Here is a 13,636-nt window from a genome sequence, read left to right as displayed (position 1 = left end):
TCTATTCTTTTCACTAACTCTGTTTTAACTTTGGTTGATTTCTTTTGAGATTTGAAGAAAATTTAAAAACAAAAAAGTACAGTAATAATGTTATTATAAAACCTGACAAAGCCAATATAAAAGGCATTTGTAATCCGAAATTATCAACAACTAAACCTATATTCAACGATGCGAGTAAAACTCCAAAATTTTGAAAAAAATGAATTTTACTATAATCTATTGAATACGATTCTGGAGAACTCATTTCGAACAAAAAGACATCGAATTTTACCATTCCTTGGAATATTGCCCATCCATAGATTATTCTTCCAATTATTACCATACTTTCTGACGGTATTCCTTGAAGTGAAAGTCCTACAAGACCTATTAACAAAGCTTTTATAATACCTTCATATCCACTTGTGTTTCTTTTGTTATTAATCCATAAAGCAATTAAAGCCACAAACCCAGGAATCGCATAAATTGTACCTGATATTAACTTAGAGTCATTTGATGAAAAGCTTTCCCAATACAATGAGAAGAACGGCCTAATTAAAAAATCACTGAAGTATAAGATTAGTGTCAATAATCCTATTTTTATGATAAAACTATTTGGAGTAGAACTTTTTTCCACTTCACCAGTTATAACAACCACATCTGTATTATACTTCTTGCTTTTTAATAAATAGGCACTCACTGACATTTGTAAAAAGTCACCGAGTGCCATAACGAGGAATATTGAACTAGGGTTGATAAAATCAACTGTAAACCCTCCTATTACTGCTCCTAAAATTCCTCCTAAGTGCACAACTACCGATAATAAACCGATAGTACTTGTGTGTTCTTCTTTCTTTATGATTTTAAGTATATACGGATATACTAAGAGATAACTCCCTTTGAATAGCACCATGACCAATGAAACTATCCAAAAATTAATATACGACTCAGTCCAGTAACAATACAATGCTAAAACACCTGCGATCGCTTGCGTATATATTAGTATTTTCAATTCTGCAACTCTCTTTGAAACATATGCCCAAAATGGAAACGCTATCATTACCATAAAACAAATTGCCGCAAAATAGTAACCTACGTTTTTAGGGTTTGTCATTCCAAATCTCAATTCAAAAAATTGGGGATAAAATGGATGTAACAAATAATCACTAACAACGGCAATAAAGGTCATTGTTATTAAAAATGACTTTAGATTCATCTATAAATTTTTATCATTTTACAAAGTCAGATAATGTCCTTAATATTTAAAATAATTTTATACCATTTGTAAATTGAAACAACGCTTACAAAACACTCCTTTTCTTTTCTATTTCAGAATACAGAATAAAGAGAAACAGTAACTAGTCGTATTATGCTCTCACTTTCTGCTTTACTAAAGACAAAATCTTCATTGTTTTCGCAGAAACTTCAAACATCAATTAGTAGTATTTAAGGGGAAGTTTTTATTTTAAATATTTTACAAACTTATACTGTTACTTGTTTAACTATTTCTTCTTCTTTACTTACACCAAATTGTTGGAAAGCGATGTTCTTTTCAACAGGATAATATTCCTTCCCTGTAATTTCCTTTATGATATAAGAATTACGATAACACGCCATTCCTAAATCTGGAGTAACGAAACCATGTGTATAGAGTTCAACGTTTTGAACAAAAATTTCATTATGGTTCTTATCAATTGTATAATTTCGCTGGACATCATATCTTCCCTGAGTGTCCCATCCTATTCTATCAGTAACACCTTCGATAAATTCAGGCATTTTATAATGATAACCTGTGCATAAAACTAATCCTTCTGTATTTTTTTCGAAATACTTGTCTTCCTCAACTTGATGGAGTTCTAACGAAATTTGATCATCTTTCTGTGTTGAATTAATCAACTCGGTATTCGTTCGTAATGAAACCTTTAACGGTTCAGTAGCGTATGATTGTTTTGTGTATAATGTATTGTGAATATCATTAATTAAATCTTGATTTATTCCTTTATATAAATGCTTCTGATTACGGATTAAATCATCTCTTTTTTCAGATGGAAGATTATAGAAATAGTCCACGTACTCTGGAGATGTCATCTCTAAAGTAAGTTTCGAGTATTCTAATGGGAAAAATCTAGGTGATCTTGTTATCCAATTTAGTTCATAATCTTTCTCATCGATATCTTGTAATAAATCATGAAAAATTTCAGCAGCACTCTGACCACTTCCTATTACGGTAATGGACTTTGTTTTTTGTAGTTCTTCTTTTTCAAATAGATAATTAGAAGAATGTGTTGCGACTTTACTTAATTCTTTGGCACTACTAGGAATATATGGTTGCGTTCCAGTACCTAAAACAATTTTCTTGGCCTTATAAATTTTGATATCATATGTTTTGGTACACACACTAGTAACCACATAAACTTGATCCTTTTCGTCAAAATCAATGTTTTTTACCTCTGTATTGAAGAAAATGTTTGGTAATTTTTCAATAGCCCATTGACAATAATGATTATATTCATTTCTTAACAACAAAAAATTTTCTCTAATATAAAACGAGTAAATCCTCCCCTTCTCTTTGCTATAATTCAAGAAACTATATGGATTTGTTGGATCTGCCAAAGTCACCAAGTCAGCCATAAAAGGAATCTGTAAAGTGGTACTTTGCATCATCATTCCAGGATGCCAATCGAACTTTTCTCTTTTATCCAAAAACACTCCATTAAGTTCTTCAATAGGTGCTGTTAAACAAGCCAATCCAAGGTTAAAAGGTCCTACTCCAATTGCTATGAAATCTGCTATATTCTCTGCCATTTTTATCTAATTATTAGTTTTATATTGTTCTCCTTTTTGTTGAATCATTTTTAGAATTTCAAAAAGGTTTTCTTCTGTGTTATTTGGATTCAATAGCGTGAATTTTAAATAGATATTCCCATCTAACTTTGTACTAGCGACTGAGGTTTTTCCTTGCTTAAATAAGGTGTTTTTTATATACATATTTACTCTATCATGTACCTTATTTTCTTGAACACCTAAAGCTTTATATCGAAATACTATTGTACTTAATTCTGGTTCATGAGCCGCTTCAAAATGAATATCATCCTTAATTTTGTTATAAACTGAAGTTGCTAAGTGATGAACTCTTTCTAGGTATTTTCCTATTGTGTCTTTCCCTAAAGTTTTTAAGGTAAACCAAACTTTAAGCGCATCGAACCTCCTTGTAGTTTGAATTGACTTTTCTATTAAGTTAGGTCTTTGAGCATCTTTATCTTCTAAGGGATTTAAATAATCGGCGTAGTAAGAAACATATTGAAAATGTCTTTTATTTTTGGCTAAATAAGCGCTACAACATACTGGTTGAAACATCGTTTTATGGAAATCAATAGTAATAGAATCCACAGAATCGATTTTTTCAAAGTGATTTTTGTGAGTATCTGTTAATACAAAACACCCTCCGTAGGCACCATCTGCGTGCAACCACATTTTATATTCTTTTGCTATACTCGAAATAATTTCTAATGGATCAAAACTACCGTAATCGGTGGTTCCTAGGGTAGCTACAACAGCCACAGGAATATTCCCTTCTTGTTTTACTTTTTCAATAGCTAAAACTAATTCATTTGGATCCATTCTCATTTTACTATCCGTTTTTACAGAAATAACGGAATCATACCCCATTCCCAATAAAGCGGCATTCTTTTTTACACTAAAATGAGCTTTTTCAGAACAAAAAATTCGAAATTTACTTACTTCTTCAAACCAACCATGTTGTTTTATATTTACACCATAATTTTCGAAAGCATAATGATCACGAGCCATTAGTAATGCCATAAAATTAGACTGTGTGCCTCCACTCGTGAAAACTCCATCTGAACTTTCTGGAAATTTAAACTCATTACAGATCCACCTAACAACCGCTTGCTCTATAAAAGTTGCAGAAGTACTTTGATCCCAAGTTTCAATAGCCGTGTTTACTGTAGTTGCAATAATTTCAGCTGCCATTGCCGGCAAAACCACAGGGCAATTTAAATGTGCTACATAATTTGGATTATGAAAAGCAATGGTGTTTTTTATATATAAATCGTTTAAATATTCTAAAGCACCTTCAAATGACAGAGTATTCTCACCATCTATCTGTGCATCTAATTTATGCTGATTAATTTCTTCTAAATTATCACCTGCATAAAAATCTTTTTTGCTAAAGAATTGTTTTAAGGTTTCTAAAATTACATTAGTTTGTTTTTCTAAGTCTTTGAAAGACTCTCCGTGTAATAAGTCAGTTTGTAGCGAAGAATCGACTAGAACCGGGAATTCGTCTAAGATCATTTATTTTTATTTAGTCTTAATAGTTGAACACAAAACTAAGACGTATCTAAATGTTAAAATGACGTAAGTGTGAGAAAAAATGACGCAATAATACATCACTTCTATAAAGAGAAAAGACTCTCTTTTATACGGTATTAAACAAACGAAGCCAGAGCTATGACTCTGGCTTCGTTTGTTTAATAAATTTATCTAAAGCTAGGCTTTTTTATAAGCTTCTAGCGCTCTTAGCCTTGCCATTTTATGATCTACTATCGGTTGCGGATATGTAAGTTCATTTAAATCTCTCACCCATTTTTTAGTATATTCTAAATTTTTATCAAATTTTTTAAGTTGCTCAATAGGATTAAAAATTCGAAAATACGGTGCTGCATCGCACCCCGTTCCTGCTGCCCATTGCCAATTACCATTATTTGAAGATAACTCATAATCTAACAATTTCTCAGCAAAATACGCTTCACCCCATCTCCAATCTATTAATAAATGCTTACACAAAAAACCAGCGGTTATCATTCTTACACGATTATGCATATATCCAGTAGCATTTAATTGACGCATTCCAGCATCTACTATTGGGTAGCCCGTTTCTCCTTTACACCATTTCTCAAATTCTGTTTCATTATTTCTCCAAGAAACAGCATCGTATTTCTTCCTAAAATTATTAGTAACAACATTAGGAAAGTGAAATAGTATTTGCATAAAAAACTCTCGCCAAATAAGTTCACTTAAAAATGTTTTATTTGTTTTGAGCGCATATTTTACCATAGTTCGAATACTGACCTGACCAAATCTTAAGTAAGGTGATATGTATGAGGTTTGATCCAATGCAGGAAAATCACGAACCTCATCATAATTAAACAACTTATCTAGTTTATAAGGAACTACCGTAATGGTACTTACTTTGAACCCTAAATCTTCCATTGAAGGGAAACTTGCTGTATAGTTTAAAAAACTATGAAACAATTTACTTGAATCTTTTTCTATTAAATGTTTCTTTTCATCAAATAATTTAAACCATTGATTTTTGAAAGGAGTATATACTACATATGGGGTACCATCCTTCTTTAAAATTTCACTTTTTTCAAAAATTACTTGATCTTTGTATGTGTTTACGGGAATTCCTGCCTTTTCAAAAATAAAGGTAACTTCCTTATCTCTTTTTAAAGCATAAGGCTCATAATCTCGATTCAAATATAGTCCTTTACAGGAATGTTCTTTTAGTAAGTCATTCCATATAACCTGAGGTTTTCCTTTCTTAACTAATAACGAACTTCCTATTTTTTTTAAATCGGCATCTATTTTATGCAAGGTTTTGTAAATGAATGAAGTTCTCGCATCATTCTCGGGTAGTTTATCTATAATTTCTTCGTCGAAAATAAAAACAGGCTTCACATCGAAACCAGATTTCAAACTGTGAAATAGGGCCGTGTTATCTTCTAAACGAAGATCACGTCTAAACCAATAAAAAACAATATTACTTTTCATTAAACATTACTTCTAATGTATTAAACCTATATTCAAATATTTCCTTTAATTGTTTCTTTATGAAAACCTTCTGAGCAATTTTTCCTAAAAATCCAAAAGGTATTTTATATGATATCTTATCTTCCATGAGTGTTTTTCCATCTGGTAATTGATAAAACCAATGCTCATGATGCCACATGCTATACGGGCCAAAACGTTGCTCATCTATAAAAAACGCTCGGTCTTTTACCTCAGTAATTTCCGTTACCCAGTTCAGTTTTATTCCTGGCAATATTCCTACTTTATAAGTGATAATTTGCCCGGCATAGGCCTTATGACTTACTTCTGAAGTTATTTGAAATCCCATATCTTCTGGAGTAATTCTCTGGAGGTTTTCTGGAGAACTAAAAAAGTCCCAAGCTTCTTCTAAAGACACGTTCAATACTTGTTTTGTTGATAAAGTATTTATGCCTGAATGTTTTTTAAAATCAATCATTTTGCGATTATTCAATTTTATTCCAAATTTTATCTGAATCTAATCTAAAACTCCCTAAGTAGTTAAAACTACATTCTGAAGGCTTAAGTAAAGACAAAAAGTTTCCCTTTTCGTTTTTATATAGATGGTATGTTTCACCAACAATTGGCTCAAAAGTAAATTTTGCACTATACACTAGTTCATTATGTGCGAATTTATGATACAGCGATTCAAACTCTTTTTTCAACTCATCAAAGGATGCTTTTATCTGCTTATTTGCAAGCGTAATGTTTTGTTTTTTCCAACTTACTGAATTAGGTAAATCAATCTTTGGAGCCGTTAAACTAGTTCCATATGGTTTTAAATATGCATCATACTCATTTGTTTCTTCATTATAAACAACACTGTCAGGCTTTTTCATATTCATTACTTAAGTTGAACACTTTCATTAAAAATATATTTAATGAAATTCTCTTTTAGGGGGACAATCATGTTAACTTATTAATTTTAAATTAGATCATGTCGTCCCCCCGATAGAAGGGTTTTCTTTATATGTATTTACTTATTTTTTTACTATTTGGCTTTGTCATTGAATAGAAATAATCCAATAACCTACCATCTTCGTCAATCAAATATTTTTGAAAATTCCATTTCACGGTAGAATTAGACTTACCATTCAACGATCTTTGAGTTAACCATTTATATAAATCGTGCTTATTCTCTCCTTTTACCTCAACTTTCTCAGTAATTAGAAAAGTAACTCCATAATTAACTTCGCAAAAACTTTCAATTTCTGAGGCTGTTCCTGGTTCTTGGCTTCCAAATTGATTACAAGGAACTCCGATAATCATTAAATCATCTTTATACTTCTCATAAAGTTCTTGAAGACCTTTATATTGGCTTGTGAAACCACATTTAGAGGCAACATTTACAAATAAAATTTTCTTCCCCTTATATTCTGATAAACCAATAGGCTTACCATTTATATCACTAATTGTAATATCATATAACGACGTTTTAGGTTCTAGAGTTTGTGCTTTTATTGATGTTCCGAAAAGAGTCATAAGTACTAGTATTTTGTATAGTTTCACGTATCTAATTTTTGTTTATTTGGGTACCTCTTCATTGAAGAGATATTTATTCGATTAATATTTTGGTTATTTTGAGTTGGAAATTCTCATTTTTTTTATTTCCTATTAAAATTGCAATCTCTTCTATTTTATCTGAATTAAAATTCTCTTTATTTAACTTATATCCTCTAAAAGAAGGATAAAAATCTTTTAAATTCAATTCTATTTTTTGTTCTTCCGTTGTCGTCTTAAACGATTGTACATACCAATACCTAGCTCCTGCTTGAGATTTGATACGAAATTGATACTCTTTACCATCTCCCTTTACATGCAGTACTATCCTTTTGTTTTTATTAGAAATTTCAACCGCCGTTTTCAACCGGGTCATAGCGAAACCTCCGTTATTTTCAGTTGAAACTTCACCTGAAAAAACACCTTGTCCGTTGGAATTTACTTTCATTGATGATGTTGAAATACCTCCCATGACATCATCGTTGATTACCTTCCAATTATAAAAATTATTTTTTGAGAAGTCACAAATTACAATTTCGGAAATTGTCATAAATAATGCTGCTATAATGGTCAAAAGTTTCATACCTACTGTATTTTAAAGTTTAATGCTTACAATTCCGGCATCCATTGGAATAATTTGCCCAGAAATAGATTTCGTGTTATCAGAAAGCAGATATTCTGCTAATGATGCAACCTCTTTAGGATCTAAATATTGCTTCAACGGGTGTCTCTCTCTCATAGTTTCTTGCTGTTTTTCATTCCTCAGTAATCTTGAAGCTAGTGGCGTATCCGTTACGGTTGGCGCAATTACATTGAACCTTATTTTTGTTGCGTACTCAGCGGCTAACGATTTTGCCAATCCCTCTACAGCCGCTTTACTAACCGCTATACTAGAATGAAAAGGCATACCTAAATGCGTTGCAACGGTACTAAATAATACGACACTCCCCTTGGACTGAATCAATTGTTTTTCGTAATGTTTAATAGCGCGAATGGCACCTAGTACATTTATATTAAAATCCGTTTGAAAATCTTCAATTTTGAGTCTACTCAACGATTTTAAATTTATACTACCTGGGCAATACACCAATCCATCAAGATTATCTATCTTAGGAAACTCATCCTCTAAAACATTCAAGCTATGATGCGTAATATTATCGACATCATTTAAACTTCTACTAATGGTAATAACATGGTTTGTGTCTTTAAGGCGATTTGCTATAGATGCACCAATTCCTTTACTACCGCCAATTACTAAAATAGTTTTCATCTCTACTTTTATTATTGTATTGTCCTAATACCTATTAACTTTTCAAATAATTCTGTAATTCAACAATCTTTTCTTGTTTGTTAAAAGCTCCTCCGTAAAAACAAGTAACGGTAGATGAAGAATCATCTTTAACTCCTCTCGAAGAAACACATAAATGTTTCGCTTCAATAATTACTGCAACGTCTTCTGTATCCAGAATATTTTGAAGGTCTATTGCTATTTGATTTGTTAAACGTTCTTGCACCTGAGGCCTTTTAGCATAGTACTGAACAATTCTGTTTAACTTTGAAAGCCCTATTACTTTTCCAGAAGAGATATAGGCTACATGTGCTTTTCCTATAATTGGTACGAAATGGTGTTCGCAATTTGAATAAAATTGAATGTCCTTCTCTATCAGCATTTGATTGTATTGATATTTATTATCAAACAATGCTATTTTCGGCTTGTTTTCGGGGTTTAATCCAGAAAATATTTCATCGATATACATTTTAGCTACACGCTGTGGAGTTCCTTTCAAGGAGTCATCTGTCAAGTCTAATCCCATCACATCCATTATTTGTGAAAACAAATCGGCAATCTTCTGTTTCTTTTTATTGTCAGATATGTCAAAAGCATTTGCCTTCATGGGAGTATCGACTCCTGTATATAAATGGTCCTCTCCTATTTCGTCTACAGAAAGACCGTTTAAAGAATTAGACGTTAAAAGGGTATTCAACAAAGTTTCTTGGTGTTTCATATAATTTAATTTTTAATTCCAAATGCTGAGGAATTTCTTTTTTAATAACTTGGTAAATTACAATGGCAATGTTTTCAACCGTTGGGTTTACCTCTTTAAAATGTGCTACTTCTACGTTTAAATTTTTATGGTCAAAAGGTTCTAAAACCTTATTTTTTATAATATCTGATAGTATTTTGGTATCGATAACATATCCCGTTTCTTCGTCCACGTACCCGATAACCGTAACTTCTAATTCATAATTATGTCCGTGGTAATGTGGATTGTTACATTTTCCAAATACTAACTTATTCTTCTCATCAGTCCAGTTATTATTATGTAATCTATGGGCTGCGTTAAAATGTTCTTTTCTCGTTATTCCGAGTTTGAATTCACTCATTTATCTCTTAGCTATCTTATTATTAGTTATTGTTTTTTGTCTTGAACACTTAAATCTACCTACTGAAAAATCTCTTTTTGCTTGGTGTTTAGTACTCCTTCCTTGTACCCTTTTTCTCCAGCGTTTAAAACTTGTTACTTTTAAACTTTTTCTCATAAAAAGTATTACCTCTTTTTCACTGAGATTAAACTGGAAGTTAATTGCATCGAAAGTTGTTCTATCTTCCCAAGCCATTTCAATAACTCGATCCATTTCAATAGTCGTCAACGAATTCAAATTTTTCATTTGATAAGTTTTTTAAATCAATCATTTTGTCAATAAACTTCTTGTTAATATTACTATTTCCACTTTTTATCATTTGAATAAAACTTCCATCGGAATGTATACTGAAATACTCCCCATTAAAAATGACTAGTTTGTAATATGGAATTACCCAAGAAAAGCGTTTTAATTGGTTTGTAATATGAAGAATAATACCTTTTGGCCTTAATTCTATGTTTGCATAACTTAAATCAGAGACCTTGTTAACGATGCTTTGAAAATTTTGACTCACACTATGTATAATTAGCCTGCTACTACCCACCCCTCCAATACGTAATTTATCAAAAAATGAAAATGATTTTCCTATTAAGCGATTCATTTCTTTTAAATCCGCTTTTTCCGTATGCGTTGTATTAAAAATAATCATGCTTTATTTTATTACGTGTTTATTTAAAATTCTATAACTGTCTTCTATTACTTCCCTATCTTTTCTTAAATTCCATATGGTGTCCGATGCTTTTTTTCTGGTAGAAGAAATATCTACAATAGGGCTTGGATAATGTTTTCCTATTTTAAATCCATACAATTTTTGTTCGAGCATTGTGAGTTTATAGGGTTCATGTCTAAAACTAATTGGCAAGCCTTTCAATTCAGGCACCCATTTTGATATAAAATAAGCTTCTGGGTCATGTTCTATCCCATTTTTTATTGGATTGTAAATTCTTAATGTATTGATACCAGTTTCTCCTGCCTGCATTTGAAGCTGAGGGAAATGAATTCCTGGTTCAAAATCAAGAAAAACATTAGACAAATGCTTAGACGCCTCTTGCCATGGTTGCCAAAGGTTGTGTGTAAAGAAAGAAACAACCATCGCTCTCATTCTAAAATTTAAATATCCGGTATCACGGAGACAACGCATACAGGCATCAATAATGGGAATACCAGTATTCCCCTCTTTCCAAGCTTCTTTATATTTCAATGAAATATCTTTTTTTAGCTTTCTAAACCCTTTATTCATGCTCTCACTTTCCATAATACATTCCATTTCAAACTTCTGAATAAAATGGGCTTGCCATCGTAATCGAGACATAAAAGCATCAATCGCTCTTTTATTGGAAGCTTCTTTTCTAAAATTGTTTGCATATTGATATACTTCCCTTACCGACAAATTACCCCAAGCCAAATAAGGTGAGAGTCTACTGCAACTTTCTCTAGCTTGGTTTGGTTTTGATATAAATTTCGCATAATTGATATATCGGTCTTCAAAGAAAGACCTCATATATTTTAACCCAATAGCTCTCCCTCCTCTTTGGAGCTTTGGAGTAGCTTCTGTGATTAATGAAGTTAGTGTTAAATTCTTGGCTATTGTATCAATTTTTTCATCTTTTAAAAACGAAGAAATCTTCGTCTCTTCTATCTGAAATTGAGGTGTCCCCATATAATCCTCCCAATCTTCTTTCCAATTTTCTCTATCCTGTCTTCCCCTAAAAACGCCATTGTTAACATTTTCTATCCAATCAATTGAATTGTTATTGCAAAATCGTTTAAAAGTTTTGTCTCGATTATATGTTTTTAAAAGCCCCGTTTCTTGATGTGAAAACACAGAAGCAATTTTATATTGTGTTTGTAGGTAACTGAACAAGGGGATTACTTCTGAATTAACAGCAAGTATTCTAGTCTGCCGTGGCACTAATTGTTCATTTATATCTTGTAAAGACTGTTTTATAAAATTCCAATGTCTATCCGAATAATGTGCATCGTTAAACAAACTGGGTTCAAACACATATAACAACAAGACCTTATAACCAGAATTTAAAGCGTTATAAACAGCCTCATTGTCATACAGCCTAAGATCTCTCTTAAACCAAACAACAACTATTTTTTCTCTTTGAAGCATGTAAAACTGATTAATACTATTGATTAATCAAATTTACGAATTTTGTTTAACTTAATAAAAAATAGATTAAACAAAATATATTTTTATTTCTTATAGCTGTATTGGTTTATCTTATTAAAGACTAACAAACTGTTTATCAATAGTAAAAGCTATTATTTACGGTATAATTCTCTTTGAGAATACAAATACTCTTATGAAAAGTAAATAAAACTCAATACGACAATAGTTATTACAACAGCGCTTACAGGTTTTGCATATTTCCAAGGAGTAATATCTACTTCTTCTGTAAACTTTTGAACATACTCTTTTTCCTGAGGATATAATTTACCAATGATAAGCATGATTACAATATTTATCACAAACAAGATTGCCATTACATGTAAAAAGTGTGGATAATTTTCCGATCCAAAAACTGTAGGTTTTAGCACAAACTGGCTTATCACATATAATACGGCTCCGAAAATAATAGCAAAGTTTGCCGCAACAGCAGGAACACGCTTTGTTAAATACCCAACTACTATTATCGTTAATATAGGGATACTATAACAACCATTTACTTCTTGCAAATAACCAAATAATCCATCAGGAGCGTTTGCTATAAAAGGAGCTACAAACATGGCCAATAACGCCAAAAACAATCCGAACCACTTACCGGCTTTTACTGTTTCCTTTTCTGTAGCTTCTTTATGAACAAACTCTTTATAAATATCTAAGCCAAATAAGGTTACTGAACTATTTAAAGCAGAGTTAAATGAACTCAAAATAGCTCCAAATAAAACTGCAGCAAAAAAACCTACAAGCGATGGTGGTAAAACTCTTGTAACCAACTCGGGGTATGCCTCATCAGCATTAGGAAGGTTGCCCTGAAAAATATGAAAAGCAATAATACCTGGTACAACTACTATTAACGGGCCTATAATTTTAATAAAAGAAGCAAATAACAATCCTTTTTGACCTTCCTTTAAATCTTTTGCTCCAAGTGCTCTTTGAATTATAGCTTGATTGGTTCCCCAATAAAAAAGTTGTACCAACATCATTCCAGTAAAAATAGTTGCAAATGGAATTGATGATTCGTTTCCTCCAATAGCATTGAATTTTTCTGGGTTACTGTTTAATAAGGTTGAAACTCCATTTGCAAAGTCTCCTTCACCTATTTCTACAAATCCAAAATAAGGAATTAACAAACCACCTATTAATAAACCTACGGCATTTATTGTATCAGAAACGGCTACAGCTTTAAGGCCCCCAAAAATGGCATAAATAGAACCAATTATTCCAATTGAAAAAACCGAAATCCATAGTGCTGTAGTCTTTGAAACATTCAATACTTCAGGAATATCAAACATTGTATTAATAGCCAAAGCGCCAGAATATAAAACTATTGGTAGTAAAACAACAACATATCCCGTTAAAAACAATCCTGAAGTTAATGCTTTGGTCGTTTTATTATATCTTCTTTCTAAAAACGTTGGTACCGTTGCTATCCCTCCTTTTAAATACCTTGGTAACAGAAACAGTGCCGTAATTACCATTGCTATTGCAGCCAAAGTTTCCCATGCCATTACTAAAATCCCCTCTTCATATGCAGAACCGTTTAGTCCTACAATTTGTTCCGTTGATAAATTCGTTAACAATAAAGAACCTGCTATAACAACCCCTGTTAAACTTCGACCTCCTAAAAAATAACCTTTCGATGTATTTTCATCCGTTTTTCGAGTTGCATAATATGCTACAACTGCCACCAATGCCGTGAATCCTAAAAAAGAAAATAATGCTCCCATA

General features: G+C 31.8%; 15 protein-coding genes. All 15 read right to left on the bottom strand.

Translation table 11 applies throughout. The annotated features are described in order from the left end of the window. Positions 1 to 13: 13 nt before the first annotated feature. The 15 genes from BLW23_RS03650 to BLW23_RS03580 all read right to left on the bottom strand — a co-directional run bounded on the left by BLW23_RS03650 (position 14) and on the right by BLW23_RS03580 (position 13,635). Positions 14 to 1,192, bottom strand: a complete 1,179-nt coding sequence (locus tag BLW23_RS03650) for an MFS transporter (RefSeq protein ID WP_255362725.1) — start codon at positions 1,190 to 1,192, stop codon at positions 14 to 16. 266 nt (positions 1,193 to 1,458) lie between these two features. Continuing rightward, positions 1,459 to 2,781, bottom strand: a complete 1,323-nt coding sequence (locus BLW23_RS03645) for a lysine N(6)-hydroxylase/L-ornithine N(5)-oxygenase family protein (RefSeq protein WP_176829743.1) — start codon at positions 2,779 to 2,781, stop codon at positions 1,459 to 1,461. Between the two features lie 6 nt (positions 2,782 to 2,787). Next, on the bottom strand, positions 2,788 to 4,293 hold the full coding sequence (locus BLW23_RS03640) for a pyridoxal phosphate-dependent decarboxylase family protein (RefSeq protein ID WP_093667869.1): 1,506 nt from the start codon (positions 4,291 to 4,293) through the stop codon (positions 2,788 to 2,790). A gap of 195 nt (positions 4,294 to 4,488) precedes the next feature. Beyond that, entirely contained in the window at positions 4,489 to 5,775 is a 1,287-nt protein-coding gene (locus tag BLW23_RS03635; protein ID WP_093667868.1) for a cryptochrome/photolyase family protein, read from the bottom strand. Continuing rightward, complete coding sequence (locus BLW23_RS03630; RefSeq protein WP_093667867.1) at positions 5,765 to 6,250, bottom strand: SRPBCC family protein; 486 nt, start codon at positions 6,248 to 6,250, stop codon at positions 5,765 to 5,767. The genes BLW23_RS03635 and BLW23_RS03630 overlap by 11 nt, the downstream gene beginning before the upstream one ends. 7 nt (positions 6,251 to 6,257) lie before the next feature. Continuing rightward, the gene (locus BLW23_RS03625) at positions 6,258 to 6,650 is read right to left on the bottom strand and encodes a DUF2452 domain-containing protein (RefSeq protein ID WP_317039299.1); all 393 of its coding nucleotides are present in this window, start codon (positions 6,648 to 6,650) and stop codon (positions 6,258 to 6,260) included. Positions 6,651 to 6,777: 127 nt separating this feature from the next. Beyond that, positions 6,778 to 7,293 (bottom strand): glutathione peroxidase, encoded by a 516-nt coding sequence (locus tag BLW23_RS03620; RefSeq protein ID WP_093667865.1) that lies wholly within the window; start codon positions 7,291 to 7,293, stop codon positions 6,778 to 6,780. A 73-nt stretch (positions 7,294 to 7,366) separates the two neighbouring features. Continuing rightward, on the bottom strand, positions 7,367 to 7,894 hold the full coding sequence (locus BLW23_RS03615) for a CIA30 family protein (RefSeq protein ID WP_255362724.1): 528 nt from the start codon (positions 7,892 to 7,894) through the stop codon (positions 7,367 to 7,369). Between the two features lie 12 nt (positions 7,895 to 7,906). After that, positions 7,907 to 8,581: an SDR family NAD(P)-dependent oxidoreductase gene (locus tag BLW23_RS03610; protein WP_093667863.1), complete on the bottom strand. Its 675-nt coding sequence runs from the start codon at positions 8,579 to 8,581 to the stop codon at positions 7,907 to 7,909. A gap of 34 nt (positions 8,582 to 8,615) precedes the next feature. Further along, positions 8,616 to 9,317, bottom strand: coding sequence for a GTP cyclohydrolase I FolE (gene folE / locus BLW23_RS03605; RefSeq protein WP_093667862.1), 702 nt, complete (start codon positions 9,315 to 9,317; stop codon positions 8,616 to 8,618). Next, positions 9,274 to 9,696, bottom strand: coding sequence for a 6-pyruvoyl trahydropterin synthase family protein (locus BLW23_RS03600; RefSeq protein ID WP_093667861.1), 423 nt, complete (start codon positions 9,694 to 9,696; stop codon positions 9,274 to 9,276). The genes folE and BLW23_RS03600 overlap by 44 nt, the downstream gene beginning before the upstream one ends. Further along, positions 9,697 to 9,981: a TIGR03643 family protein gene (locus tag BLW23_RS03595; RefSeq protein ID WP_176829742.1), complete on the bottom strand. Its 285-nt coding sequence runs from the start codon at positions 9,979 to 9,981 to the stop codon at positions 9,697 to 9,699. Then, positions 9,950 to 10,384: a hypothetical protein gene (locus BLW23_RS03590; RefSeq protein ID WP_093667860.1), complete on the bottom strand. Its 435-nt coding sequence runs from the start codon at positions 10,382 to 10,384 to the stop codon at positions 9,950 to 9,952. Before BLW23_RS03590 ends, BLW23_RS03595 begins: the two co-directional genes overlap by 32 nt. A 3-nt stretch (positions 10,385 to 10,387) precedes the next feature. Further along, positions 10,388 to 11,854 carry a cryptochrome/deoxyribodipyrimidine photo-lyase family protein gene (locus tag BLW23_RS03585; RefSeq protein WP_093667859.1) on the bottom strand — a complete coding sequence of 489 codons (1,467 nt, stop codon included), beginning with the start codon at positions 11,852 to 11,854 and terminating at the stop codon, positions 10,388 to 10,390. A gap of 191 nt (positions 11,855 to 12,045) precedes the next feature. Beyond that, positions 12,046 to 13,635 (bottom strand): solute:sodium symporter family transporter, encoded by a 1,590-nt coding sequence (locus tag BLW23_RS03580; RefSeq protein WP_093667858.1) that lies wholly within the window; start codon positions 13,633 to 13,635, stop codon positions 12,046 to 12,048. Position 13,636 lies beyond the last annotated feature (1 nt).

It is taken from the genome of Tenacibaculum sp. MAR_2009_124, from assembly GCF_900105455.1.
In the GTDB taxonomy this organism is placed as follows: domain Bacteria; phylum Bacteroidota; class Bacteroidia; order Flavobacteriales; family Flavobacteriaceae; genus Polaribacter.
Note: the sequence above shows the minus strand (reverse complement) of the source record. Positions and strands in the feature narration are given on the sequence as shown.